This is a genomic window from Mesorhizobium sp. BHscii (assembly GCF_053848065.1).
In genome coordinates, this window is the sequence record NZ_JBSPKW010000008.1 from 41,245 (window position 1) to 66,738 (window position 25,494).

The 25,494-nt window shown below is 62.5% G+C and carries 25 protein-coding genes and 1 pseudogene; 8 read left to right on the forward strand and 18 right to left on the reverse strand.

Annotation, left to right across the window (positions count from 1 at the left end):
• Positions 1 to 2 precede the first annotated feature (2 nt).
• Both ACWTU7_RS13470 and ACWTU7_RS13475 read left to right on the forward strand, forming a co-directional pair.
• Complete coding sequence (locus ACWTU7_RS13470; protein ID WP_455841388.1) at positions 3 to 1,220, forward strand: ABC transporter permease; 1,218 nt, start codon at positions 3 to 5, stop codon at positions 1,218 to 1,220.
• Positions 1,221 to 1,343: 123 nt separating this feature from the next.
• On the forward strand, positions 1,344 to 1,586 hold the full coding sequence (locus ACWTU7_RS13475; RefSeq protein ID WP_455841389.1) for a hypothetical protein: 243 nt from the start codon (positions 1,344 to 1,346) through the stop codon (positions 1,584 to 1,586).
• 81 nt (positions 1,587 to 1,667) lie between these two features.
• On the opposite strand, the gene ACWTU7_RS13480 is transcribed toward ACWTU7_RS13475, so the two are convergent.
• Complete coding sequence (locus ACWTU7_RS13480) at positions 1,668 to 2,384, reverse strand: hypothetical protein (protein WP_455840378.1); 717 nt, start codon at positions 2,382 to 2,384, stop codon at positions 1,668 to 1,670.
• Positions 2,385 to 2,395: 11 nt separating this feature from the next.
• Positions 2,396 to 3,508, reverse strand: a complete 1,113-nt coding sequence (locus ACWTU7_RS13485) for an endonuclease/exonuclease/phosphatase family protein (RefSeq protein WP_455840377.1) — start codon at positions 3,506 to 3,508, stop codon at positions 2,396 to 2,398.
• Positions 3,509 to 3,673: 165 nt separating this feature from the next.
• Here ACWTU7_RS13485 and ACWTU7_RS13490 point away from each other — a divergent pair, with 165 nt between their 5' ends.
• Together ACWTU7_RS13490 and ACWTU7_RS13495 are read left to right on the forward strand one after the other, a co-directional pair.
• Positions 3,674 to 4,252, forward strand: a complete 579-nt coding sequence (locus ACWTU7_RS13490) for a BA14K family protein (RefSeq protein ID WP_455840376.1) — start codon at positions 3,674 to 3,676, stop codon at positions 4,250 to 4,252.
• Between the two features lie 188 nt (positions 4,253 to 4,440).
• Entirely contained in the window at positions 4,441 to 4,725 is a 285-nt protein-coding gene (locus tag ACWTU7_RS13495) for a PilZ domain-containing protein (RefSeq protein WP_029352109.1), read from the forward strand.
• A 185-nt stretch (positions 4,726 to 4,910) separates the two neighbouring features.
• Here the strand turns inward: ACWTU7_RS13495 and ilvC are convergent, their stop codons facing one another.
• Both ilvC and ACWTU7_RS13505 read right to left on the reverse strand, forming a co-directional pair.
• Complete coding sequence (ilvC, locus tag ACWTU7_RS13500) at positions 4,911 to 5,930, reverse strand: ketol-acid reductoisomerase (protein ID WP_065012330.1); 1,020 nt, start codon at positions 5,928 to 5,930, stop codon at positions 4,911 to 4,913.
• 24 nt (positions 5,931 to 5,954) lie between these two features.
• Complete coding sequence (locus ACWTU7_RS13505) at positions 5,955 to 6,605, reverse strand: TetR/AcrR family transcriptional regulator (protein ID WP_455840375.1); 651 nt, start codon at positions 6,603 to 6,605, stop codon at positions 5,955 to 5,957.
• A 149-nt stretch (positions 6,606 to 6,754) separates the two neighbouring features.
• Here ACWTU7_RS13505 and ACWTU7_RS13510 point away from each other — a divergent pair, with 149 nt between their 5' ends.
• Complete coding sequence (locus ACWTU7_RS13510) at positions 6,755 to 7,183, forward strand: DUF1772 domain-containing protein (RefSeq protein WP_455840374.1); 429 nt, start codon at positions 6,755 to 6,757, stop codon at positions 7,181 to 7,183.
• A gap of 36 nt (positions 7,184 to 7,219) precedes the next feature.
• On the opposite strand, the gene ACWTU7_RS13515 is transcribed toward ACWTU7_RS13510, so the two are convergent.
• Positions 7,220 to 7,678, reverse strand: coding sequence for a MarR family winged helix-turn-helix transcriptional regulator (locus ACWTU7_RS13515; RefSeq protein ID WP_455840373.1), 459 nt, complete (start codon positions 7,676 to 7,678; stop codon positions 7,220 to 7,222).
• 100 nt (positions 7,679 to 7,778) lie between these two features.
• Here ACWTU7_RS13515 and ACWTU7_RS13520 point away from each other — a divergent pair, with 100 nt between their 5' ends.
• A complete protein-coding gene (locus ACWTU7_RS13520; RefSeq protein WP_455840372.1) occupies positions 7,779 to 8,540 on the forward strand; it encodes a glutathione S-transferase family protein in 762 nt (253 codons plus the stop codon).
• Here the strand turns inward: ACWTU7_RS13520 and ACWTU7_RS13525 are convergent.
• Together ACWTU7_RS13525 and ACWTU7_RS13530 are read right to left on the reverse strand one after the other, a co-directional pair.
• Positions 8,503 to 9,621, reverse strand: a pseudogene (locus ACWTU7_RS13525) (FAD-dependent oxidoreductase). The gene ACWTU7_RS13520 and the pseudogene ACWTU7_RS13525 sit on opposite strands and share 38 nt — an antisense overlap.
• Before the next feature lie 94 nt (positions 9,622 to 9,715).
• Positions 9,716 to 10,126, reverse strand: coding sequence for a winged helix-turn-helix transcriptional regulator (locus ACWTU7_RS13530; protein ID WP_029352119.1), 411 nt, complete (start codon positions 10,124 to 10,126; stop codon positions 9,716 to 9,718).
• A 136-nt stretch (positions 10,127 to 10,262) separates the two neighbouring features.
• On the opposite strand from ACWTU7_RS13530, the gene ACWTU7_RS13535 reads away from it, so the two are divergent.
• A complete protein-coding gene (locus tag ACWTU7_RS13535; protein ID WP_455840371.1) occupies positions 10,263 to 11,153 on the forward strand; it encodes an SDR family oxidoreductase in 891 nt (296 codons plus the stop codon).
• 156 nt (positions 11,154 to 11,309) lie between these two features.
• Here ACWTU7_RS13535 and ACWTU7_RS13540 read toward each other — a convergent pair whose 3' ends face one another.
• Together ACWTU7_RS13540 and ACWTU7_RS13545 are read right to left on the reverse strand one after the other, a co-directional pair.
• On the reverse strand, positions 11,310 to 13,223 hold the full coding sequence (locus ACWTU7_RS13540) for a potassium transporter Kup (RefSeq protein WP_095518604.1): 1,914 nt from the start codon (positions 13,221 to 13,223) through the stop codon (positions 11,310 to 11,312).
• A 103-nt stretch (positions 13,224 to 13,326) separates the two neighbouring features.
• Positions 13,327 to 14,067 carry a pyridoxine 5'-phosphate synthase gene (locus ACWTU7_RS13545; protein WP_029352125.1) on the reverse strand — a complete coding sequence of 247 codons (741 nt, stop codon included), beginning with the start codon at positions 14,065 to 14,067 and terminating at the stop codon, positions 13,327 to 13,329.
• Positions 14,068 to 14,179: 112 nt separating this feature from the next.
• On the opposite strand from ACWTU7_RS13545, the gene ACWTU7_RS13550 reads away from it, so the two are divergent.
• Positions 14,180 to 14,602 (forward strand): SpoIIAA family protein, encoded by a 423-nt coding sequence (locus tag ACWTU7_RS13550; RefSeq protein WP_095518605.1) that lies wholly within the window; start codon positions 14,180 to 14,182, stop codon positions 14,600 to 14,602.
• Between the two features lie 19 nt (positions 14,603 to 14,621).
• Here ACWTU7_RS13550 and ACWTU7_RS13555 read toward each other — a convergent pair whose 3' ends face one another.
• From ACWTU7_RS13555 to ACWTU7_RS13595, 9 genes are all read right to left on the reverse strand, one after another.
• Positions 14,622 to 15,749: an ATP-dependent DNA helicase gene (locus ACWTU7_RS13555; RefSeq protein WP_455840383.1), complete on the reverse strand. Its 1,128-nt coding sequence runs from the start codon at positions 15,747 to 15,749 to the stop codon at positions 14,622 to 14,624.
• Between the two features lie 147 nt (positions 15,750 to 15,896).
• Positions 15,897 to 16,280: a nitrile hydratase accessory protein gene (locus ACWTU7_RS13560; RefSeq protein ID WP_455840370.1), complete on the reverse strand. Its 384-nt coding sequence runs from the start codon at positions 16,278 to 16,280 to the stop codon at positions 15,897 to 15,899.
• Positions 16,267 to 16,926, reverse strand: coding sequence for a nitrile hydratase subunit beta (gene nthB / locus ACWTU7_RS13565; protein WP_287093433.1), 660 nt, complete (start codon positions 16,924 to 16,926; stop codon positions 16,267 to 16,269). The genes ACWTU7_RS13560 and nthB overlap by 14 nt, the downstream gene beginning before the upstream one ends.
• Positions 16,923 to 17,528: a nitrile hydratase subunit alpha gene (gene nthA / locus ACWTU7_RS13570; RefSeq protein ID WP_455840382.1), complete on the reverse strand. Its 606-nt coding sequence runs from the start codon at positions 17,526 to 17,528 to the stop codon at positions 16,923 to 16,925. The genes nthB and nthA overlap by 4 nt, the downstream gene beginning before the upstream one ends.
• A 70-nt stretch (positions 17,529 to 17,598) precedes the next feature.
• Positions 17,599 to 20,763: an efflux RND transporter permease subunit gene (locus tag ACWTU7_RS13575; RefSeq protein WP_455840369.1), complete on the reverse strand. Its 3,165-nt coding sequence runs from the start codon at positions 20,761 to 20,763 to the stop codon at positions 17,599 to 17,601.
• Positions 20,760 to 21,998 carry an efflux RND transporter periplasmic adaptor subunit gene (locus ACWTU7_RS13580; protein ID WP_455840368.1) on the reverse strand — a complete coding sequence of 413 codons (1,239 nt, stop codon included), beginning with the start codon at positions 21,996 to 21,998 and terminating at the stop codon, positions 20,760 to 20,762. The genes ACWTU7_RS13575 and ACWTU7_RS13580 overlap by 4 nt, the downstream gene beginning before the upstream one ends.
• A gap of 168 nt (positions 21,999 to 22,166) precedes the next feature.
• Positions 22,167 to 22,763, reverse strand: a complete 597-nt coding sequence (locus tag ACWTU7_RS13585) for a LysE family translocator (RefSeq protein ID WP_455840367.1) — start codon at positions 22,761 to 22,763, stop codon at positions 22,167 to 22,169.
• Positions 22,764 to 22,914: 151 nt separating this feature from the next.
• Positions 22,915 to 23,487 carry an acetolactate synthase small subunit gene (ilvN, locus tag ACWTU7_RS13590; RefSeq protein WP_029351349.1) on the reverse strand — a complete coding sequence of 191 codons (573 nt, stop codon included), beginning with the start codon at positions 23,485 to 23,487 and terminating at the stop codon, positions 22,915 to 22,917.
• 82 nt (positions 23,488 to 23,569) lie between these two features.
• On the reverse strand, positions 23,570 to 25,351 hold the full coding sequence (locus ACWTU7_RS13595; RefSeq protein ID WP_455840366.1) for an acetolactate synthase 3 large subunit: 1,782 nt from the start codon (positions 25,349 to 25,351) through the stop codon (positions 23,570 to 23,572).
• Positions 25,352 to 25,494: the final 143 nt, after the last annotated feature.

Consider the following 25,494-nt stretch of genomic DNA (forward strand, 5'->3'; position numbering starts at 1 on the left):
CCGTGATCTGGGAAACTGTCCGCCTCTCGCTGCTGTCGGTCCGCCGCAACGTGCTGCGCTCGTTCCTGACGCTGCTCGGCATCGTCATCGGCGTCGCCGCCGTCATCGCCATGCTCACCATCGGCTCGGGCACCACCGAAAAGGTAAAGGCCGATATCTCCAAGCTCGGTAGCAATCTGCTTGTCGTCCGTTCCGGCCGCCCCGCCGGACCCGGCGGACCGGGAGGGCTCGACCAGGTGGTCCGTCCGCTTGCCCAAAAGGACCTTGCCGCGCTCGTCACCCATCTGAGCGGCGCCCGCGCCATTTCACCTGCCTCGCAAAAGCAGGTCCGCGTCATCTTCGGCACCGAGAGCCTGACATCGGGTATCACCGGCACCGATAGCGCCTATCTCGATGCGCGCGACTGGAAGCTGGTTTCAGGCCGCCCGTTCAGCGATTCGGAGACCCGCTCGGGTACCGGCGTTTGCCTGATCGGCGAAACGGTGCGCCAGCAGTTTTTCGGCGCAGGCGACCCCGAAGGCGAGTTCATTCGCGTCAATCGCACATCCTGCAAGATCATCGGCCTGCTCGAGCCGAAGGGCTATACCGGCTTCGGCCAGGACCAGGACAACGTCGTATTGATGCCGCTCGCCGCCTATCAGCGCCGCATCGCCGGCAACCGCGACATCGACTCGATTTACGTCGCCGCCGACGACCGGACGCCGACGACCGAGCTGCTGCCGCGCGTCGAGGACATCTTGCGCGACACACGCCGCATCACGCCCGACCGCGAAGACGATTTCTCGATACGCGACATGACCCAGATCGCCGACGCCATGGCGAGCGCCACCACGACGATGACTGGCATGCTGGGTGCGGTCGCCGGCGTCAGCCTGTTGGTCGGCGGCATCGGCATCATGAACATCATGCTGGTGTCGGTCACCGAGCGCACCCGCGAGATCGGCATCCGGCTGGCCATCGGCGCGCATGAAAAACACATCCTCATCCAGTTCCTGGTCGAGGCGACCGTGCTGTCGCTGCTCGGCGGCATCATCGGCATCCTGATCGGCTTGGCGCTGGCCGGCCTCGCCTCGCTGACGCTGACCATCCCCTTCGCGCCAAGCCCGGCGGTAATCCTGCTCGCCGTCGGTTTCTCGGCGCTGATCGGCATGGTGTTCGGTTTCTTCCCGGCGCTGCGTGGCGCGCGGCTCGATCCGATCGACGCGCTGAGGCATGAATAGCGCGGCGGAGCGCGCGCCGCCTTCAGATGTCCCCCAAAATTTTGACGCTGCCGTCGCCCTCCCCCTGTCGCGAAACAATCCGCGGTGATAGCAATCGCCTTGGGGATATGGGGGAATAGTGGGATGAGCAAGAAAGAGCGTGTGATTTTGGTGACGGTGATCATCGAGGCCGCATTGGCGGGCCTTTGGTGGTACTTGGCCAGCTATGGCATGGCCAACCCCGATCATGTCACCGCCGATTTCCAGCAGGTTGTCGGTCGGACGATGGGAACGGCGATGGGTGCGCTGCTGGGTATCGGCGTCATGCTGTTTTTCGTCGCCGCCCGCAACGACCGCAAAGCCATCGAAAACAAAATGCGTCGTTAGAGCGACGTGCGTCCACTTGGACGCACGTCGCTCTAACACTTTGAATCTTTGCATGGTGCTTTCCGATTTCGGGCCGATGCGTCAGTCCTTGCCGGCAAAATGCCACTCGATCAGTGGCTTCATATGCGGCATCAGCCCGTCCGGCAGGTCATCGGCATTGCGGATGATAACAGGCCCGTCGATTTCCGGCTCTGCCTCACCGGCGACAAAGGCACTGATGCGCTGCGCGACCTCGTCGGCGGATGCCGTCTCGCGATAGCGGCGAAAGATCACCGTGCCGATTGCCGTCGACAGGGCATAGTAGCGCCTGCCGCGTGTCGCGCCGGCAAGGTCGAGGCCGGTTTCTTCCCGCACCTCGCGGATCATGTTGAAGTCGACATCGACAAGGCCGTCTCGGAAATCGGTTGGCTCGAACGAGCCGGCGGCGAAGTAGACGCGGCCGGCATTGACCGTGTGCGACGCCATGCGGATCGCTACCAGCGCATTGTCGCCGGCGACCAGCATGGCATGGGCATAGGCGTGCTCGGCCCCAGCCACCTGCCGGTTGCCGCGCCAAAGCATGAAGGTCGAGTAGCGCACCGCATGGCAGCGGCCCACGAGGCTGTTATCGCGATAGCTGAGCGCCGAAAGCAGCACCACGGTGCCGTCGAACAACGCCGGATTGGCTGCGGTCTCGCGCCGCCAATTCTCGGCGATCGCTTGCGCATTATCGCGTTCGAACGGATGCGGGCCGGGGTCGAGCCTGACGTCGACGGCGTCGACCGGCAGGATGATGTTGCGCGGCAGGTCGAAGCTCAACGGAGCGACCCTCAGGCCATTTCAAGGGTGATCGCCACCGGACAATGATCCGACGCTTTCGGCCGATCCCAGCCGGCACGCGGAAAGCGGTCCACCTCCTGGCCCGCCGGAAAGATCGTGCGCCAGGGCTGGCCGTTGCGGATGATGTCGGGAACGGCCGTCGCGTTCTTGGCTGCCAGTGCCTTCGACAACAGGATGTAGTCGAGCTGGCACAGATGCCGCTCTTGCGGTCCGCGCGTATGGTATAAGGTCCAACGATCCATCTCCGGGCGCCGCTCGACCGCATTCTCGCAAAAGCCGCCGGCGGTGAGCACGTTGAGGCAGGACTGGCTCTCATCGATCACCTCGAAGCGGTAGCCGTCAAAGGCGTCGCCGGAGATCTTCACGCGCTGCCGATAATCGTTCATGTCGCCGCAGATCGCCCAGTACTTGTCGGCGGCGTGATCCCCACCGAAACGCTCCTCGATGATCCGGCGCACCGCTTGCGCCTCGGCGATGCGCAGCGGCATTGTCGCCTGGCGCCCGTCGAGACCGTTGCGGGGCGAGCCCATCGACTTGAAGTGCACCAGATAGAGCGTCAGCGGCACGCGACCGACGGTCAGGTCGATCTCCAGGCAGTCGCGCCGGAAGATGCGCTGGTTTGCGTGATGCCCAAGCGCTGCCAGTTCCGGCGTGTGCAGGCCGAATTGTTCGAACGTGACATGGGCGTGGCTTGTCATGCGCACGAATTCGATCGGCTGACCCTGAGCGGTCTCGTTGCGCATCATCACGGCGACGTCGATGCCGCGCGAATCGTTGCCGGCGGTAGTGTATTTCTGGCGGTAGCCATGCCCGACCATCTTGAACAGATAACCGTATTCGAAAGCCTTCAGCGCCTCGATATTGTCGACCTCCTGCATGCAGATGATGTCGGCGCGGGTAGCCGCGATGGCCAATGCCGTCAGCTGGCGCGTATCGTCGGATTGCGCAATCGCCCGCGCCTGCTCCAGCATCTTGTATTCGGCCTCGCTCTGGATGTCGAAGAGCGCCAGCGTGCGATCTTCGTTGAGCTGGTTGCGGTATCCGGAAAAATCGAACCTGTTCATCAGGTTTTCGACATTGAAGGTGGCGAGGCGCAGCGACATGGCGGTGACCTTTGCCCACAAGCGCGCCCGAAAACAAGGGCCTGCCCTGCCCGTCATGGTTGACGAAAACTTTCCGTTCATCCTCCGTTCAGGCGCGAAGTTCCATGAATGACATTCTTCCTCGGGGTATTCGGGCGTGGGGCCTGAAATTTCTTGGAGAGTGCAATGAAACCGCTCTTTTCTCTTTCTGTCAGATCCGGGCTGCTGGCGCTGGGTCTTCTGGCCGGCCTGACAGCTCCCTCGCTTGCCGGCCCAATTGCCAACCCTGTCCTTCCGGTGCCGGCCAACGCCGTCGCCCCCGACATTGTGCCGGTCCGCGAGAGTTGGGCCGGCGGCAACGACAGGCGGATGCTGAGCGAATGGCGCTGGCGCAATCGGCACGGCACCCGGGAGTGGCGGGGCGGCGGCGATCATCGGAGATGGCGCGGTCGCGACGAAGCCTGGAGATGGCGTGATCACGACGATGGCTGGCGCTGGCGCCACCGTCGTCATCATCGCCGTCATTTCAACGATTCCGCGATCTTTTTCGGCCTCGGCCTCGGGTTGCCCGCCTACAACTATTATAGCGGGCCGAGCTACTATGAGCCGGGCTATTACCCGCCTCGGCGTCAGTATCGCACACAAAGGCTCTCCAGCGCCCATGTCCGCTGGTGCTACGACCGCTACCGGTCGTATCGCGCCTGGGACAACACATTCCAGCCCTATGGCGGTCGGCGCCAGCAGTGCTGGTCGCCTTACAGCTGAGCGGAGCGACTGATGGACTCCAGACGGCGCCGCGCCGCGCGGCGCCGTTTTTTTTATCTGGCGCCACTTCATCTGAAGTTCTTGCCGCCCTTTTCTGAGCGATGATAACGCTATGTTTATCAGGCGGGCCTAATTATCTTGCCGATCGCACCACATGAAATGCGACGATCGCCGGGGATTGGCGCGCGATGGCTGAAGACGAAAACAGGGACAAACGCAGGCAGCGCGTCTTCAAGGGCGCGACGATCCTGACCGGCATGACCAATTCCGAGGTCACGTGCACGGTGCGCAACATGCATGACGGCGGCGCCGAACTGAAGGTCTCGATCGACGCACGCGTGCCCGACGAGTTCCTGCTCTATGTGCCGACCGACGGCATCGCCTACAAGGCAGTGGTCCGCTGGCGCCGCGAGGACCGCATCGGCATCATGTTCACCGGCACCGAGCCAAAGCCCCACTGGCACTACGGCTAAATCCTCTGCACGGGGCCCTTTAAGCAGTCGACGAAGTTAGGCGAGAGAAAAATCTCCTAGAATACCCGACGAGCAGTGCAGCCCCGGCAAGTAAGATAGAGGCGGAGGCCCACAGGACCCAAAGGCCTCGCATCCTGGGCCGGCGGATCGCTCCGCCGGCTCTTACGCAAAGATGAAATTGCGGATCAGTTCTTGGCCTTGTCGACCAGCTTGTTCTTGGAAATCCACGGCATCATCGCGCGCAGCTTGGCGCCGACTTCCTCGATCTGATGGCTGTCATTGTTGCGGCGGATGCCCTTGAAGCGCGACATGCCGGCGCGATACTCCTGCATCCATTCCGAGGTGAACTTGCCGGTCTGGATATCCTTCAGCACGCGCTTCATCTCGGCCTTGGTCTCGGCGGTGATGATGCGCGGGCCCGAAACATATTCGCCCCATTCGGCAGTGTTCGAGATCGAGTAGTTCATGTTGGCGATGCCGCCCTCATAGATCAGGTCGACGATCAGCTTGACCTCGTGCAGGCACTCGAAATAGGCCATTTCCGGCGCGTAGCCGGCTTCCACCAGCGTCTCGAAACCGGCCCGGATCAGCTCGACCAGACCGCCGCACAGCACCACCTGCTCGCCGAACAGGTCCGTCTCGCACTCCTCGCGGAAATTGGTCTCGATGATGCCCGAACGACCGCCGCCGACGCCGCAGGCATAGGACAGAGCGAGATCGAGCGCATTGCCCGAAGCGTCCTGGTTAACGGCGACCAGGCACGGCACGCCGCCGCCCTTCTGGTATTCGCCGCGCACCGTGTGGCCGGGCCCCTTCGGCGCGATCATCACGACGTCGACCGAGGCCTTTGGCTCGATCAGGCCGAAGTGCACGTTGAGGCCGTGGGCGAAGGCGATCGCCGCGCCGTCGCGGATGTTCGGCGCGATCTCGGATTTATAGATGTCGGCCTGCAGCTCGTCGGGCGTCGCCATCATCATCAGGTCGGCCCATTTGGCGGCCTCCGCCACGCTCATCACCTTGAGCCCGTCTGCCTCGACCTTCTGGGCGGTCGCCGAGCCGGCCTTCAGGCCGATTGCGATATCCTTAACGCCGGAATCCTTGAGATTGAGCGCATGCGCCCTGCCCTGGCTGCCATAGCCGATGATGGCGACCTTCTTGCCCTTGATCAGGTTGAGATCGGCATCGCGATCGTAATAGACACGCATTTTTCTTTCCTTCCCGTTGTGAATTCAGAGGCCTTGCGGCCCGGTTTTTGCTCCGTAAAGAGCGAGAAACTGCTGCGTTGCCCGGACGGCATCGCCGCCGATTGCCGCATCAGTCAATTCCAGCCGGTCGCCGAGCAGCAGGCGGATCTGCACGTCGCGGGCGACCAGCCCGAAAAAGGTACGGAATGCCGCTTCGGCATCCGAGAACTCGAGAAACCCGGCCCGCCGACCGGCTTCCAGCACCGGCTTCAGGCGCCTGGCCAGCGCGAAGCGGCCGTTCTCCAGCACGATGCCGCCGAGATCGTCCTTGCCGGATCCGGCGTGACTGACCGCAATACGGTTGAGCGCGATCGAAGTGTCGCTCGAAATCACCCTCAGCCAATCCGAGGCGAAGCGTTCTAGGCTCGCCGTCAGCGAGGCAAGGTCGAGCCCCTTGCGGTCGACCGGCACTACGCGCACCTTGGACGCTTGCCATTGCACCGTTGCCGTCAAAAGCCCGTCGCGATCGCCGAACCATTTGTAGAGCGTTTCCTTGGAACAGCTCGCCCGCCGCGCCACGGCGGTCATGGTCAACTGATCGCCCTCCTCGACCAGAAGGCGAAGTGCGGCGTCGAGCACGGCTTTCTGCCGTGCCGTCAGCGCTTCGCCGGTGTCGATGTCGACGCTTGCCTGCAACAAATCTTTTCCTGCTCGATGACGGCGGCAGCCAGGTCAGTACCGTACGTTACGGTTCGGCATGTCTATGCCGTATTGTCGGACCCGGTGCAAGCCCTATCTCGCTTTTTGAGGCCTTCCAGACTGGAACGGGGTAGCACGGAGGGAAGATGCTTGTCGGTCTGCTTGCATTGACCGTTACCGCCGCTTTCGCGGGCGCCGCCATCTATGTCAGCGTTGCCGAGCAGCCGGCGCGGCTTCGTCTCCATGACAGGGCACTGCTGCAGGAATGGCAGCCCTCCTACAAGCGCGGCGCAGCTATGCAGGCGTCGATCGCCATCGTCGCCTGTGTTCTTGGTGCCGTTGCCTGGTGGCAGACCGGCAATCTCGCCTATCTGGTCGGGGCGGTGCTGATCATCCTGCCCTGGCCATGGACGCTGATCGCAATGATGCCGACAAATCGACTGCTGGAGGCGATGGACGCGGACGCCACCAACCCGCAAGCCCGGGCGTTGATCGTCAAATGGGGCAATCTGCATCTGGTTCGCGTCGCGCTTGGCGTGCTGGCGGCACTGGCATTCCTGTGGGGAAGTGTCTGACGTCGCTGCAACGATTTTCAGCGCCAAAAGGCCACATTACTCCAAGGCGGCTGGATGGCGCAGCCGCCCAAGCAGAGCCGACAAGGTGTCGAGATCATCATCTGAAAGCCTGGCGCCGACCAGTTCCGCGATCGATCGTCCGTAGACGGCCCACATGCGGCGGCGCGTCTCGCGCCCCTTCCCCGTAATGCGGATAGTCTGTCCCCGCCCGTCATCGGCAACCCTGAGCTTCTCGACCAGCCCGTCCGCTTCGAGCCGCGCCAACAGTCGGGAGATGTTGTATTGCGCAAACAATGTGCGCTCGATCAGCTGGAATGGCCGCAAGCCGCCCTCGCCCGCTTCGGCAAGCTCATGCAGCACGTCGTACCAGGCAAGCGGCGGTAAGCTGCTGTCCTTCAGCGCGTCTTCAGCTCTTTCCATCAGCTGGCGCGAAACGCGCATCAGGCGCGCCCAGGCTTTGATGGCAGCGGGCGAAGGACTGGTTTTCTCCGTCATGATTGCAGCATAGGCGATAGATGCAATTGCATCAAGCTTGACGGTTAATGCGGATGCATCTATATAGATGCAGTTGCATCGATAATCGGAAGACACTGCCATGAAACATGAAATCTGCAAGATCGCCGATATCCCGGAGACGGGCAGACTGGTGACCGACAAGCTCGTTCTCGTCAGCCATCACCTTTGTCCCTATGTGCAGCGCGCGGCTATCTCACTCGCCGAAAAGGACGTGCCGTTCGAACGCCTCACCATCGATCTCGCCAACAAGCCGGCCTGGTTCAAGGCGATATCGCCGCTCGGCAAGGTACCGCTGCTGCGCGTGCAGCAGAATGGCGAGGAAACCGCGATCTTCGAATCGGCGGTCATCCTCGAATTTCTTGAGGAAACGCTGGCCAACCCACTCCACCCTGCCGACCCGCTGGCCCGCGCCCGGCATCGCGCCTGGATCGAGTTCGGCTCGGCCATCCTCAACGCAATCGGTCGACTCTATTCCGCACCGACCGAGGCCGCCTTCCTTGCCGAAAGCCAAGGTCTGTCGGCAATGTTCGATCGTCTCGAAATAGAACTGGCGGCTGGCCGAGCTGGGCCATGGTTTGCCGGCCAGCGCTTTTCACTGGTCGATGCTGTCTATGGACCAATCTTCCGCTATCTCGACGCGTTCGATCGGATCGACGATTTCCGCATCCTGAACGGAAAGTCGCTAGTCGAGGCCTGGCGGAAGGAGTTGCGCGAACGCAAGTCGGTGAAGAACGCTGTCGCCCCGGATTATCCACAGCGCCTTCATGCATTCCTGCAAGCGAAGGGTTCGCACCTTTCGAAACTTATCCGCCGCAACGAGGCGGCCAACGCGCTTCCTTGATACCGATCCGCCTAAACGGATCGACCACGGTTCCAGCCACCATCGAGGCAAGGATGTTTGGCACTGGTGGATTTTCGCCACTGACGCCACCAGCCTGTCGCGGACCAACGGCATCACGGTCGAATCCGACTGGTAGAACGGCGTCAGCATCAGCGACAGCGCCTGAAACACCCGGACATGCCACCGCCGCGCTCGGACGTAGGCCTCCAGCCCAGTATCGACACGATCCGTTCCTATGAGCGCGTAATTGAGCGCTGCCGCGTCGAGCAGCGCCATGTTAGCCCCTTGCCCGAGCTGCGGGCTGGTCGAATGCGCCGCATCGCCGATGACCGCCCATCGCCTTCCGGCCGGCAGATTGAGCGTGTGATGGCCGTAACGCGCCAGCGAGAGCTGGTCGAAACTGTCGATCTGGCTCGTGAACGCCATTCGGACCACAGCCAAACCCCGCTCGCCTTCCACGCGTCGAGGCCTGTCGCCCTGACCTGCTCTGCGTCCGCCGGCTTCAAGCTCCAGATGAATGCGGCCATCTTTTCGGCTCCGGGTTCCGGCCTGCCGATCGGCAGCACGCCGATCATCACGCTCGCTCTGTCGTAGCGCTGCGGCAGGGCGTGCTCGTCGAAACCGTCGCCGTGCCAGCCGAGCGACGCCCAGAACGCGCCGCAGGCGAGCGGCCGCGGTTTACCCGGATTCTGCACACGCTGCCGCAATTTGGAGCGCGAACCGCTGGCATCGACCACCAGATCGAACGGCCCTATCCTTCGCCCGCCCGGTGCACCGCCAGCCCGAAACTGCCGCCGCGCTGCGCATCATAGCGGACGTCGAGCACGGTGCGGCCGGTTTTCGCATCGGCGCCATGCAGGCGGTCGATGCGGCTGCCCAGCACCAGGATGTCGTCGAGCAGGCCGAGATCGGCAAGCACCGTCAGCCCGGTCGGCTGCAGGATCAATCCGGACCCGACTGGCTTTGGCGCGTCGAAGCGCTCGAAGATGGTGACCCGGTGCCCGGCACGCTTCAGATAGAGTGCCGCGGTCAGTCCGGCCGGGCCGGCGCCGGCAATCGCGATGTCCAGAGAAATGCCCATTGCCCGCCGAATCTTCTCGCCCAAGCCGGACAATCCTTCAGCGGTATCGCCAATCATGCCGTCGCACTTGGCGTTGCCACTCCGGCATTGATGGTTAAGTCTCGGTAGCGTCGAATGCGTTCCGCGCGTCGCGCACAGCGCCATGATTGAGCTCGGCCCACTGGAGCAGCTGGTGCAGGGGTCCGAACATCGAGCGTCCGAGATCGGTCAGACTGTATTCGACGCTCGGTGGCTTGGTCGGGAACACCTCGCGATGGACGTAACCGTCGCGCTGCAAATCGTGCAGCGTCTGGGTGAGCATGCGCTGTGAAATGTCGGGTACCAGCCGCCGCAATTCGCCGAACCGGTAGGGCTTTTCTGCCAGCGCCATCATCAGCAGCGAACTCCATTTGTTGCTGATGCCTTGGATCACATCGCGAACCGGACAGTCCGCAATGTTCCCCCCGCCGCTGCCCGCTTTGTAAATCTCGAGCTTCGATCTCAGACCGACGATTTTGCTGTCCATCGCTGGTTCCCTGCGCCTGCCTACCTCCCGCAAAACTGCCTTCTTTACGAGGGTCGGTCAATTCCTATTTTAGTGCTGGTCTCTTTTTGAGACTTATATAAGCACCCGCCGCTCCGGCGCAACGACAGGACTTCCCATGACCGAAACCCTTCTCGTCACCGGCGCCTCCGGCCAGCTCGGCCGCGGCGTCATCCATCATCTGCTGGACACGCTCAAGGTTCCGCCCGCACGGATCATCGCCGCCACCCGTAATCCGGAAAACCTCGCCGACCTCGCGACGCGCGGCGTTGCCATCAGGCAAGCCGATTTCGATGACACGGCGTCGCTCGTCGAGGCATTCAAGGGCGCCGGCAGGGTCCTGATCATCTCAACCGGCGAGATCGACCTTGGGGGCAAGCGCCTCAAGCAGCACGAGAATGCAGTCGCAGCCGCCAGGGAGGCCGGCGTTTCGCATCTGCTCTACACCTCGATGCCCAATCCTGAGCCGGTATCGCCGGTGCTGTTTGCGGACGATCACTACGAGACCGAGCAGGCGATCAAGGCGAGCGGCATCCCCTACACGATTTTCCGCAACGGCTGGTATCAGGAGAACCTGTTCATGTCGCTGCCGCATGCCATTGCTTCGGGGCAGTGGTACACATCGGCGGCCGACGGCCGCATCGCCCATGGCGCTCGCGACGACATGGCCGTGGCGATCGCCGCCGGTCTTGCCTCGGGCGATACCGAAAGCACCACATACACGCTGACGGGTCCGCAGGCCTACACGGTCGCCGAGATCGCGGCCCTGGTCACCGACGTCACCGGCAAGCCCATCGAGGTCGTTCAGCTTTCGGATGAAGCCTTGACCGAGGGTCTGACGGCCGCCGGCGTTCCCTCGGATTTTGCTCCCGTTGTCGTTTCCTTCGACACCAACACGCGCTCCGGCCGCATCGGCATGGTGACCGACGCGATCGAGACACTTTCAGGCAAAAAGCCGCAATCGCTGAAGCAATTTCTTGAAGCGAACAAGGCAGTGCTAGCCGGCTGAAGTCCGCCGTGGTCAGGGCATGTCGAGATTCAGGTCAGGCCGAGTCGAGAATGGTGGGTTCCGAGAACCGGAACGGAGCGGACATTTGGTCCGTGAGTACCCGAAGCGCAGGAACCCGCCGTTCGCAGGCCGGCCTCACCTGAATATCGGCATGCCCTAGATAGCCACCTGCGTTCCGATCTCAACCACACGTCCGGTCGGGATCTGAAAATACTCCGTCGCATCCGCTGCCGTGCGCGCCAGCCCGATGAACAGCTTGTCCTGCCACACCGGCATGCCGGAATTGGGTGACGCCTTGAGCGAGCGCCGCGACAGGAAGAAGGAGGTCGTCATGATGTCGAACTTCCAGCCCTGCTTGCGGCAGATCGCCAGCGCACGCGGGATGTTGGGCTGTTCCATGTAGCCGAAGGTCAGCGTCACCCGCATGAACAGCTCGTTGATCGTTTCCATCTTGACCCGCTCGCTGTCGGGCACCACGGGCTGCTGCGCCGTCACCACCGAGAGGATGACATTCTGTTCGTGCAGCACCTTGTAGTGCTTCAGGCTGTGCATCAGCGCCGTCGGAGCGCTGACGGGATCGCTGGTCAGGAACACGGCCGTACCGGACACCAGCTGCGGTTTCTTCTTCAACAAATTGCCGGCAAGGAAATCGAGCGGAATCTCGTTCCTGCGGGTCTTGTCGAATAGGTAGCGACTCCCGCGTATCCAGGTTCCCATGACCAGCCCCATGATGCAGGCGACAGCGATTGAAACCCATCCGCCTTCCACGAATTTCACGATATTTGCCAGGAAGAAGCCGGTGTCTATCGTGCCAAAGAGCAGCGCAAGCGCCGCAGCGAGTGCGGTCTGCCATTTCCATTGCCACCGCATCACCACGAATAGCAAAATAGTCGTCATTAGCATTTCGCCTGTCACCGAAATTCCATAGGCGGAAGCCAGGGAACTCGAACTGCCAAAGCCGACGACCAGCAGCATTACGCCGAGCGCGAGAATGAGATTCACGCGCGGCATGTAAATTTGGCCGAGTTGCATCTCGGAAGTATGCTGAACTTCGATTCTGGGCAGAAGATTGAGCTGCACCGCCTGCCTGGTCAGCGAAAACGCCCCGGAGATAACGGCTTGACTGGCGATGACAGTCGCTGCTGTGGCGAGCCCGACCATCGGTATCAGCGCCCAATCTGGCAGCATCTGGAAGAACGGATTGTCGGGCAGCCCCCCGTGAGCAAGAACGAACGCGCCTTGCCCAAAATAGCTGAGTAGCAGGCAGGGGAAGACGATCCAGAACCAGGCTAGCACGATTGGACGGCGACCGAAGTGCCCGAGATCGACGTAAAGCGCTTCAGCACCGGTAACCGCCAGAAAAACCGCACCGACTGTGAGAAATGCACCCGTTTTGGCTTCGGCAAGGTAGGCGACCGCATAGTAGGGGTTGATTGCCAAAAGCACCGACACATCGTCAAGAATATGCACCAATCCGGCAATGCCGATCGCCAGGAACCAGAGCGCCGTCACCGGCCCGAAAACGGAGGCCACTCTACCGGTCCCGAAGCGCTGCACGGCAAACAAGACGGCAAGAATCACCAATGTAATGGGAACCACGTACGGATCGAACGCCGGGGTCACGACGCTCAGGCCTTCCACCGCTGAAAGCACCGAGATGGCCGGCGTTATGATCGCGTCGCCGAAAAACAGTGCGGCTCCGCAGAGACCAATGGCAAGAATGATGCCGGAACCAGCCGGATAAGCTTTCCGGGCCAGCGCCATAAGCGACAGGGTACCGCCTTCACCCTTGTTATCCGCCCGAAGCACGAAGGCGACGTATTTGATTGTCACGATAATCGTCAGTGCCCAGACGATCAGCGACAGAATGCCCAGAACGGCACTGCGCGGATCGGTGCCGGACGAAGCATGCAGTGCTTCGCGAAGCGCATAGATCGGGCTGGTGCCGATATCGCCGTAGACCACGCCGAGAGCGCCCAGCATCAAAACCTTGGTGCTGTGCTTTTCGACCTCAGGATGGCTTGATTGTTCGACTGGTTCTGCCTCACTACCACTGTTGGTAAGGGCCATGGACGACACTCCGATAAGCGCGCGGTGCTCTACGCTTGCTGCGATGCAATATCAAGTGCCCCAACGTGATGGCTGCCATGTCCGCAAAGCGAGGCTTCCATCGCTACCACCCACAGGCCTTCAGAAATCTTTTGACCGTACCGGCCATGCCATACTCCAACGCATCGGCTGTCAACCCATGTCCGATCGACACTTCGGCCAGTGCCGGGATGCGCTTTGCCAATGCCGGCAGGTTGTTCACCACCAGATCGTGCCCGGCATTGACCTGAAGTCCGGCGGCAAGCGCGGCATCCGCGGTTTTCCCTAATCTTTCCAGCTCCTTCGCCGCTTCTGCCGAATCGGAATGATAGCTGCCATATGGACCCGTGTAGAGCTCGATCCGGTCGGCGCCGGTGTCGCGCGCGGCCTTCATGCCTGCCGGATCCGGGTCGGAAAACAACGACACGCGAAAGCCCCCCTTTTTCAGGCGTTTGACTACCAGCGTCAGGAACGCCGCCTCGGCGGCAAAGTTCCAGCCATGGTCGGAGGTGGCCTGGGCAGGGTCGTCGGGCACCAGCGTCACTTGCTCCGGCTGGTGCTTTTCCACAAGCGCCAGGAAATCCTCGCTCGGATAGCCCTCGATGTTGAACTCCGCCTGAGGGAATTCGTCGTCGATCAGCGCCCTGATCTGCGGCAGGTCGGAATGCCTGGTGTGCCGCTCGTCGGGCCGCGGATGCACTGTCAGCCCATGCGCGCCCGCGGCAAGTGCGATGCGTCCGAGCCCGGTGACGCTTGGCCACGGCAGATCGCGCCGGTTGCGCAGCATGGCGATGGCATTGAGATTGACGGAGAGTTTTGCAGGCATGGCTTCTCGGGTCCGGACGTATTTGCGGCCACCTATAACGCCTTTGGCGGGAACAGACAGGGGGTTTCCGGTGTTCCAGAGGAACGAATAATATCCAGCAAGAGGAAGGCCCGTGAATTATCTTGAAGCCGTGCCGGCGGTTCGCCGCATCGACACCGACCGCGACGACCTGTTCGCCATCGACGTCGTCGGCCATATCACGGCCGCCGACGCGGAGAATCTGTTCGGTTTGCTGGAGGCGGCTTACGCGCTGCACCCGAGAATCGACGTGCTGGTGCGTCTGGTCGATCATGACGGCGTCGACTGGGCCGATGTGTCGGACAGTACTATCGAACAGGGCACCGCCGATGCCGTGGCGCATATCGGCCGCTGTGCGGCAATCGGCGAGCCAAACTGGATACCGGGCGCACAAGGCATCTTGCCCGCCTCCGTGCCAATCGAGTTCCGGCATTTCGAGGCCGAGGACGAAGCGGCCGCCTGGGAATGGCTGGGCGCCAAGCCGCTTAGTGCGCCGGTGATGCCAGCAGGGTCATGATGGTGACGCGGGATCGATCCTATCTGACGATCGTCAGCCGTTCGGCCGCGCGCGTGATCGCGGTGTAGAGCCAGCGCTGGCGGGTTTCCTTGAACGCCCAGCTTTCGTCGAAAAGCACGATTTCGTTCCACTGCGAGCCCTGCGCCTTATGCACGGTCAGCGCGTAGCCATAGTCGAAATCGTCGAAGCGCTTTTTCTGCTGCCAGGGAATATCGGCGTCCGGGTCCTCGAACGCCGCTTTGAGCAGCTTGATCTTGGCAACGCCGCGGTCCGGATCGTCCTCCTCCGGTGAGACCAGCAAATTGATGCCGGGTTTCACCGTCTCGCGCGACGAGGTCATCACCTTCCACAGCGAGCCGTTGAGCAATCCCTTGGCCGGGTCGTTGCGCAGGCAGACGAGCTTGTCGCCGGCCTGCGGGTAGTCGGCATTGAACCCCTTCAGTTCGCGCAGCCGCTGATTATACCGACGCCGCGTCCTGTTGGTGCCGACCAGCACCTGGTCCGCCTTCAGCACCAGTTCCTGGGTGACATCTTCCTTGCCGATCACCTGCGCCGTGCCATAGTCGCCGCGCATGAATTCGCGTCCCTCGCGCACGTCGAGCGCCAGCCGGATGATCGGGTTGTCGCGCGCCTGCCGGTGGATCTCGGTGAGCAGAATATCCGGCTCATGGTCGGTGAAGAAGCCGCCGCCCGAGATCGGGGGCAACTGGCCGGGATCGCCGAGAACGAGGATCGGCGTGCCGAAACTCATCAGGTCGCGGCCGAGCTGTTCGTCGACCATCGAACATTCGTCTATGACCACGAGCTTCGCCCGCGAGATCGGGCTCTGCCGGTTGAGCGAGAAGGTCGGCGACATCGAAGTCTTGCCGGTCACCTCGTCCGCTACCGTCTCCTCGCCCTTCGGCCGGTAGATCAGCGAATGGATGGTGCGGGCATTGACCGCGCCCTTGGAACGCAGCACCTGCGCCGCCTTACCGGTGAAGGCGGCGAACTGCACCTGGCCGTCGACATGCTCGGCAAAATAGCGCGCCAGCGTCGTCTTGCCGGTACCGGCAAAGCCGAACAGCCGGAAGAGCTGCGGCTTTCCGGTCTTGAGCCAGGTGGCGACCGCTTTCAGCGCATCGTCCTGTTGAGGAGAGAATTCCATCAGCGCGAGAGACCGGATTCGCGAGGGAAAGACAAGGCCGACGACTACCGGCACTAAGCTCATCATTGGCGGGCCTACCGCCGACAATGACGCAAGTTATCAGGCAGATGTCGGAACGTAAAGGGAACAAAGTCGAGCCGCCACGACCTAACCGGTCGGGCCGCTACGACCTTCGGTCCGGCTGGGATCGTTCTCCAGCAGGATCGGCTTGCCATGGGGCGTTGCGTGCGCGGCGCGTTCCCAGGCAGCGGCAAGCGTATCGACATCGCTCTTGCCGGCGACGCCTTTGGCCGACAACAACTTTTCCAGTGCTGCCAGCCAGTGCTCGTAATAATCATGGCCATCGCTCGCGGTACCCGGCTTCTTGACCTCGGCGGACAAGGCGTCCGCCCATTCGCTCCAAGAGAACAGGCCCTTGTCGTGCAGCGCGACCGTCATGGCGAAGGCTTCCGCTTGCCATGGCTCGGCGAAAACCGGCGCATCGACGCCGTCCGGCAGCGCGGTGACTGACTTCGCCTCATGCCGGTTCAAGATAGCTCTCCCAGGCGTCGATCGACACGGTCAGCGTCGGGTCGGCGCCCTCGCCCCAGATTTCCGCGCCCTCAAAAACCACCGTATAGACCCATTGCGGGTTTTCGCCTTGCCCATGCGCGTTGGTGTCGGGAAAGACAAAACCATCGCGCACCGCCTCGACGGCGCCTTGCTTGCCGCGTGCGTAGCGCGGCAGCCGCGTATGGCCGGTCGGATGAAAATTCTTCGTCCGCACGAGGTCGCCCGCCTTGAACCGAGCCGGGGTGGCGATAGGCCGGTCGCATGGGCCGCCCTTGGCCAGCACCGCCAGCACGTTTTCCGCCTTCAGCACCCTTTTGGGCGCCGCCGCTGGATCGACCGCCTTGCCCGCGACCAAATCGCGATCGCTGACGAAGCCATGCCGCTTGAGCAAGGTTTCCAGCGCCTTGATCCAGATCTCGTAGTAGCTGGAGGCATAGTAGTCGGCTGGATGCAGCGACTCCCGCGCATGCCGGCTCTCGTCGATGTTCCACGCCCCCATCGCGCCGGCGCACAGCGTCACGCCCAGTGCACGCCTTTCCCAGGCGGCATGGAAATAGGGCTCGTCCTTCTCAGGCGCGACCGGCCCGAACCCCATCTGTCCGCCGAGATCCTGCGGCCCGTTCATTTCGGCGCCCCGGCCAGTCCGGTGCCGATCATCGCGTCGCGCGTCACCAGATCCGCCAGCCGCTCCTCGCTCCAGTCCTCGGTGCCCTTCGGCCGCGTCGGCACGACCAGATAGCGGAGCTCGGCAGTAGAGTCCCACACCCGGATTTTGGTCGTTGCCGGCAAGGTCAGCCCGAATTCTTCGAGCACGCCGCGCGGATCGATCACTGCACGCGAACGATAGGGCGGCGCCTTATACCAGACCGGCGGCAGGCCGAGCACCGACCACGGGTAGCACGAGCACAGCGTGCAGACGACGAGGTTGTGCGTGTCAACCGTGTTGAAGACGGCCTGCATATGCTCACCTTGCCGTCCGGTGTAGCCGAGCGAGCCAATCGCCACCGTCGCGTCGCGTTTCAGCAAGGCAGCAAAGTCAGGATCGACCCAGGCTTTCGCCACCACCTTGGCGCCGTTGCGCGGACCGATTTTTGTCTCGTAGGTGTCGACGATCACGTCGATGGCGGCCGGATCGATCAGCCCTTTCTGGGTAAGGATCATCTCCAGCGCGCGCACCCGGGCGGCAAAAGGATCAAGCTCGTTGTCGTGGTCGTGATCATGGGACATGGGCGTCAAATTACGATCGCGAGCCGCCGGCGGCAAGCGCCACCGCTTGGGCCAGTGAAACCCATCGGCTTTACTCTGCAGCCGCCTTTTGCGGCTCGCCCTGCAACTCTTCTCCGCCCTCGAACAGCGACGGCTGGTCGACGGTTTCGACCGGTAGCTGCTCGTCCCGACGCTGCGGCCACAGCCCGAGAAGCCAGCCGGAAAAATGCTCCATGTAGACATAGATGACCGGCGTGACAAACAGCGTCAGCGCTTGTGAAGCGACCAGGCCGCCGACCACCGCAACGCCGAGCGGCTGGCGCAGTTCCGCGCTGGCGCCGGTCCCGAGCGCGATCGGGATCGTGCCCATCAGCGCCGCCAGCGTCGTCATCATGATCGGACGAACGCGCATCAGGCAGGCCTTGTGGATGGAATCGAGCGGCGACATCCCCTCGCGCCTGAGTTCGAGCGCAACGTCGATCATCATGATGCCGTTCTTCTTGACGATGCCGATCAGCATCAGGATGCCGATGACCGCGATCACCGATAGGTCCATGCCCGTAAGCCGCAACGCCACCAGTGCGCCGAGCACGGCCGACGGCAGTCCGGTCAGGATGGTGAGGGGATGGATGAAGCTCTCGTAGAGGATGCCGAGGACGATGTAGATGGTCAGGATCGCGCCGCCGATCAGCAGGCCCTGGTTGGCAAGCGAATCCTGGAACGTTTTCGCCGTGCCCGAAAAAGTGGTCGAGATCGTCGCCGGCATGCCGATCTTTTCCTTCAGCGCATTGATGTGGGTCACGCTGTCACCGAGCGCGACGCCCTGCGGCAGGTTATAGGAGATGGTCACCGCCGGAAGCTGGCCGAGCTGATTGACGGTCAAGGCGCCGGCGGTCCGATCGACACTGGCGAAAGCGCCGAGCGGCACCAAGCTGCCGCTGGCCGTCCTCACCTTGATCGCCAGCATCCTTTCTGGCGACCACTCGATCCTCGGGTCGAGCTCCATGATCACCTCATAGCTGTCGGCCGAACCGAAGATGGTCGACACTTGCTCGGTGCCGAAACCGCCATAGAGGCTGGAGCGCAGCGTATCGGTGTCGATGCCGAGCGTCGCCGCCTTGTCGCGGTCGACCACCAAAGACGCCTGCAAGGCGTTATTCTGCAAATCATTGGTGACGTCTGTGAAGGCTGCGTGATCCGCGGCCATCGCGTCGGTGAGCTTCTGCGCCCAGCTGTCGGCCGCGCCGATGTCGAGGCCCTGCACGACGAGCTGATAGGCGCTGGCCGAAGCGCGCGCGCCGAGCCGCAGATTCTGCACCGGCTGCATGAAAGTTTCGATGCCGGGAACATTGGCCAGCTGCCACCGCAGATCCGAGAGCACCTTGTCGATATCGGGGCGCTGGTCCTTGTCCTTCAATTGCACATAGAGCCGGCCCTGGTTGAGCGCGTTGTCTCCGCCGCCTACCGACCACCCTACATGCGAGACATAGGGTGAATGGGTGAAGACATCAGCCACTTGCCCCTGCAGCTTCACCATGGCGTCGAACGAAATGTCCTGGCGCGCCGTGGTCGTCACCGAAATCTGGCCGATATCCTCCTGCGGGAAAAAACCCTTCGGCGAGGTCTGGATCAGCCAGACCGACAGTGCGGCCGTTCCGATAAAGACGAGAAAAACCAGGAAACTGTGCCGCAGGCAGAAGGTCAGCAGCCAGTCATAGCCTCGCATGAAGAAATTGTGCCTGTGACCTCCGCCCTGCGCTGCTTCGCGCTCGGCCTTCGACACCGATAAAAGCCGCGAGCACAGCATCGGCGTCAGTGTCAGCGACACGAACATCGACGCCAGGATGGCGACTGTCACCACCACCGCGAACTCGTTGAAAATGCGGCCGATCACTCCGCCCATCAAAAGCACGGGGATGAACACCGCCACCAGCGAGATCGAGATCGAAATGATGGTGAAGCCGATTTCCCGCGCACCTTTGAGCGCCGCGTCGAGGGCCGGGAGCCCATCCTCCTCCATGTGGCGGAAGATGTTCTCCAGCATGACGATCGCATCGTCGACGACAAGGCCGACCGCCAGCGTCAGCCCCATCAGCGATATGTTGTCGATGGAAAAGCCGAACAGGAACATGGCGCCGAGCGTGGCGATCAGCGAGATCGGCACCGCCACCGCCGGGATGATTGTCGCCGTTACCCGGCGCAGGAACAGGAAGATCACCATCACCACCAGTGCGATGGTGAGCAGCAGCGTGAACTGCACGTCGTCGACCGCCTCGCGGATCGAAGTCGAGCGGTCGTTGAGCAACTGGATACTGGCCGCCGCCGGCATTTGATCCTGGAAGGACGGCAGCATCGCCTTGACGCGGTCAACGACGTCGACGGTGTTGGCATCGGGCTGGCGCTGCACCGCCATGATGATCGCGCGGGTGCCGTCGTACCAGCTTGCCGTCGTCGTGGTCTCGACCGAATCGATGACGCGGGTCACCTCGCCGAGCCGCACCGGACGGCCGTTCCTGGTGGCTATAATGATGTTGGAAAATCCCGCCGCGTTGTTCAGCTGCGTATTGGCGGTGATCGTCAGCTGCTGCTTGTCGTTTTGCAGCACGCCGAGCGGCGTGTTGCTGTTGGCCGAGGCGATCGCCGTCTGCAGCTGGTCGATCGAGATGCCGCGTGCGGCGAGCGCCGTCGGATCGATCTGGACGCGCACGGCGTATTTCTGCTGCCCGAAGATCGAGACCTGCGCCACGCCTTCGATCGTCGACAGCGACGGCGAGATCACATTCTCGGCAAAGGCATCGAGATCGGTCAGCGGAACCGTGTCGCTGACCAGCGACATCAGGAGGATCGGCGCATCGGCCGGATTGACCTTGCGGTAGCTCGGCGGGCTGGTCATCTCGGGCGGCAATTGCCGCTGCGTTCGCGCGATCGCCGCCTGCACGTCGGCCGCCGCGGCGTCGATGTCGCGATTGAGCACGAACTGGATGGCGATCGAGGTGGAGCCAAGCGAATTCGTGGTCGAGATCGAATCGATGCCGGCGATGGTGGCGAACTGCTTGATCAGCGGCGTTGCCACCGAGGTCGCCATGGTTTCCGGCGAGGCGCCGGGCAGCGAGGCCGAGACGTTGACAACCGGAAACTCGGCGCTCGGCAGAGCGGCCACTGGCAGGAACTTGTAAGCGAACAGCCCGCCCAGCACGAGGGCAAAGGCCATGAGCAGGGTGGCGACGGGCCTGCGGATGCAGAATTCGGAGATCATGGGCGCGTCCCGGCCGCCTTGCCAGCCTCCGCAACCCTTGGAGACGCCTGATCGCCGGTTCCGACCTCGGCTTCGCGGATCGGCGAACCGTTCTTCAGCTTTGCCTGGCCCTCGACGACGACACGTTCGCCGCTTTTCAGCCCCTCGCCGATAGCGCTGCTGTCGCCTTCGGTCAGCGCGACCTGCACGGGCCGCATCTCCACCGTCTCGTCAGGCTTGATCACATAGACGAACGGTCCCTTCTGGCTGGGCTGGACCGCAACCGTGGGAACGGAGGTCATTTGCGGCATGATGCCGGCATCGAGAACGACATTCACATATTGGCCCGGCCACAGCGAAAGATCGGCATTGGGCACGCGGGCACGCGTTGCGATCGTGCCGGAGGCTGTGTCGACGCTGGAATCGACGAAATCGAGGGTCCCCTTGCCGATCGGCGTCGGATCGCCGTCCCTGGTCAGCGTGACTGCGCCTTCCCTTGGCTCCGTCAGCGCCTTGTGCAGCAAGGCAAGATCGCTTTCCGGATGAGTGAAGTTCACCTGCAACGGGTCCACCTGGGTGATGGTCACCAGCGGGGTCGACGTGCTGTTGCCGTTGCTGGTGGTGACGAGATCGCCGATCGCGACGTTGACCGCGCCCAGCCTGCCGGAAATCGGCGCCGTGATCGTGGCAAAGCCGAGTTGGACAGCGTCGGCATCGAGCGACGCCTTGTCGGCATCGACTGTGGCCGCAGCGGACTTCTGCGCGGCGATTGCCTGATCATAGGTTTGCTGCGTGCCAGCCTGCCTGGCGACAAGGTTCTTGGCGCGCTCAAGATCGGCCGTGGCACTGGCAAGCAGCGCCTCGTCCTTGGCGAGCGTCGCCTGGTCACGGGCCTGTTGCGCCTTCAGTGAGCGGTCGTCCAGCGAGAACAGAAGGTCGCCAGCCCTCACCATCTGCCCGTCCTTGACGGCGATCGATGTGATCTGGCTCGAGATCCGTGCGTTCACGCTGACCACGGCGGGGGAGGATACGAAGCCGATGGCGTAGCGCCGGATCGGGAAGTCGGCCGTCGAAGCGGTGGCGGCAACCACCGAGGTCGAACGTGCGGCATTTGCGGCGGCCGCCGGTTTGTCAGGAGCCGCCTCCCCCGCTGACAGCATCTGCCGGACCTTGTCCGTTGCCGCGGGCGAAAGGTAGAGCCCGGCTGCGACAAGGCAGGCGGCCGCAAGCACCGCAAGCACGATCTTCCCACGCATTGTCAAAAGCCTTCTATCCGACACGCCGTGGTTCGGTGGTCATATCTTGACGTAACTCGCAGCCTAGTGCCGCGGTTTTCACCAAGTAAGATAGCAGGCGCCGAAGGCGAAAAAGTGCCAAAACCCGGCATTACGAAGATTTAATGTGCAGTGCACAATAAAAGGCAGCTACCGAAGCATCGGCCACAGCGTCGCCGCCAGCAGAACGCCCATGGCGATGTTGAACCATTTCAGCCGTACCGGATCCGACAGATAACCGCGCAGCGCCATGCCGAAACCTGCCCACACCGAAACACTCGGCAGGTTGACGACGGTGAAGGCTATCGAGATCAACGCCACCGACAGAAACGGATGCTCCGGAATGGCATAGACGGCCATGGCAGTGATAGCCATCACCCAAGCCTTGGGATTGACCCACTGGAACGCTGCCGCATCGATGAAACGCATCGGGCGCGCATTGGCCTCGCCCTTGCCGCTGAGCGAACGCGACATGGCGATCTTCCAGGCGAGATAGAGCAGGTAGACGCCGCCAGCGACCTTCAACCCGGTGTGCAGCGCCGGAAACGCAGTCAGCACGGCGCCGAGACCGAAGCCGACGGCCAGCAGCAGCACGAGAAAGCCGATGCTGATGCCCAGCATGTGCGGAATGGTTTTGGCAAAACCGAAATTCACGCCGGAAGCCAAAAGCATGAAGTTGTTCGGGCCCGGCGTGATCGAAGTCACGAAGGCATAGACCAGCAGGGCAAGAAATGCATCGAGGGTCATGGCTTCTTCCCAAGCAGGTCAGCAATATTGTCTTTTTGGTTCAGGCGCACAAAGGCCACCCCGCGCCGGCAGCCGGCCCAGAGGATCAGCACCAAAAGCAACAGACAGGTGTAGGCGGCGCCAGCGCGTTGGAGCCATAGCGCCGGACGGTTTACATCCCTTGCGGGCCGCGATTCATCGCCGCCACGCCGGTCCGGCAGATCTCGACCAGGCCGAGCGGTTTCATGATGGCGATGAACTGGTCGATCTTGGAGCCCTTGCCGGTGATCTCGAAGATGAAATGCTCGGTATTGGCGTCGATGACGCTAGCGCGGAAGGCATCGGCCAGCCTCAGCGCCTCGACGCGACCTTCGCCGGTGCCGGCCACTTTCACCAGCGCGAGCTCCCGCTCCAGCGGCCGGTCCTGGCCGAGTTCATGCGAGCGCACGGTGAGATCGACGACACGGTGCACCGGCACGATGCGCTCGAGCTGATGCTTGATCTGCTCCAGCACATGCGGCGTACCCCGCGTTACGATGGTGATGCGCGACAGATGCTTTTCATGTTCGGTTTCGGAGACCGTCAGGCTCTCGATGTTGTAGCCGCGTCCGGAAAACAGGCCGATGACCCGGGCCAGCACGCCCGGCTCGTTGTCGACCAGCACGGAAAGCGTGTGAGTCTCCGGCTTTTCCGTTTCCTTGGCGATGAAGTAGGCGGAGCCGGTCGGTTGAAGCTGTGCGTTCATGACATGAATCTCGATTTCAAACTTTTGAGCCAATTCTCTGTTTCCGCACGGCTTCTTCCGACAGCCCTGCCCCGGCTGACAGTTACACCAGTTCCCTGCCCTTGGCGTCGATGGCGTTGGCCACCGCCTCGTCGGTCGCCTCATCCGGCAGAAGCATCTCGTTGTGCGCCTTGCCCGACGGGATCATCGGGAAGCAGTTGGCAAGTGTCGCCACCCGGCAATCGAAGATCACCGGCTTCTTCACCGAAATCATCTCCTTGATCGCGTCGTCCAGCTCGTCCGGCTTCTCGCAGCGGATGCCGTGGCCGCCATAGGCTTCGGCAAGCTTGACGAAATCCGGCATCGCTTCGGTGTAGGAATGCGACAGCCGGTTGCCGTGCAGAAGCTGCTGCCACTGCCGCACCATGCCCATATACTGGTTGTTGAGGATGAAGATCTTGATCGGCGCTTCGTGCTGCACCGCGGCACTCATCTCCTGCATCGTCATCTGCACCGAGGCGTCGCCAGCAATGTCGATGACCAGCGCATCCGGGTGCGCGATCTGGACGCCGAGCGCCGCCGGCAGGCCGTAGCCCATCGTGCCGAGCCCACCGGAGGTCATCCAGCGGTTCGGCTTCTCGAAATGGTAGTGCTGCGCCGCCCACATCTGGTGCTGGCCGACCTCGGTGGTGATGTAGGTGTCCATGTCCTTGGTCAGCGCGTAGAGCCGCTGGACGGCATATTGCGGCATGATCACGTCGTGGTTCATCTTGTAGGCAAGCGAATCCCGCGCCCGCCATTTCGCGATCTGCTCCCACCACGGGTGGAGCGCCTTCTTGTCGGCTTTGGCGGTCGCCCGCCACAGCCGCACCAGATCCTCCAGCACCCGGCCGACATCGCCGATGATGGGCACATCGGTGTGGACGTTCTTGTTGATCGACGATGGATCGATGTCGATATGGATCTTCTTCGAGTTCGGCGAGAACGCGGTGAGCCGACCGGTGATACGATCGTCGAAGCGCGCGCCGATGCAGACCATGACGTCGCAATCATGCATCGCCATATTGGCTTCATAGGTGCCGTGCATGCCGAGCATGCCCATCCAGTTCTTGCCCGACGCCGGATAGGCGCCAAGGCCCATCAGCGTCGAGGTGATCGGGAAGCCGGTCAGATCGACCAGTTCGCGCAGCAAATGGCTGGCTTCCGGGCCGGAATTGATGACACCGCCGCCCGTATAGAGGATCGGCCTTTTCGCGTTGGCCATCAATTCGACCGCCGCCTTGATCTTTTCCAGGTCGCCCTGGACCTTAGGGTGATAGCTCGTGCGCGGCGCCGTCTGTGGCGGCACGTAGATGCCCTTGGCGAACTGCACGTCCTTCGGAATATCGACGACGACCGGACCGGGACGTCCTGTCGTTGCGACGTGGAAGGCCTCGTGGATGATTGCCGCGAGCTCGTTGACGTCCTTCACCAGCCAATTGTGTTTGGTGCAGGGGCGCGTGATGCCGATCGTGTCGCACTCCTGGAACGCGTCCGAGCCGATCAGCGAGGTCGGTACCTGACCGGTCAGGCAGACCAGCGGGATCGAATCCATCAGCGCATCCTGCAAGGGCGTCACCGCGTTGGTGGCGCCCGGCCCCGATGTCACCAGCATGACGCCGGCCTTGCCGGTCGAGCGCGCATAGCCCTCCGCCGCATGACCCGCGCCTTGCTCGTGACGGACGAGGATGTGCTCGACCTCGTCCTGTTGGAAGATTTCATCATAGATCGGGAGAACCGCGCCGCCCGGATAGCCGAAAACATGTTTGACGCCGTTATCCTTCAGCGCCTGCACCACCATTTCGGCACCGGTCATTTCGCGCCGCTCGTTCTGTCCACTGCTCATCGGTCTGGTCCCGTACTGTCCGCCATGCGGCGATTGCTGGTCGTTTAGTCGTGTTTCGGGCAATAAAAAAGGCCCCCGAGGGAGCCTGTGTCTTGCGCATGGGAGGTTTTCGCCCGGCGGTTACACCGCCTTGCCCACGCGCT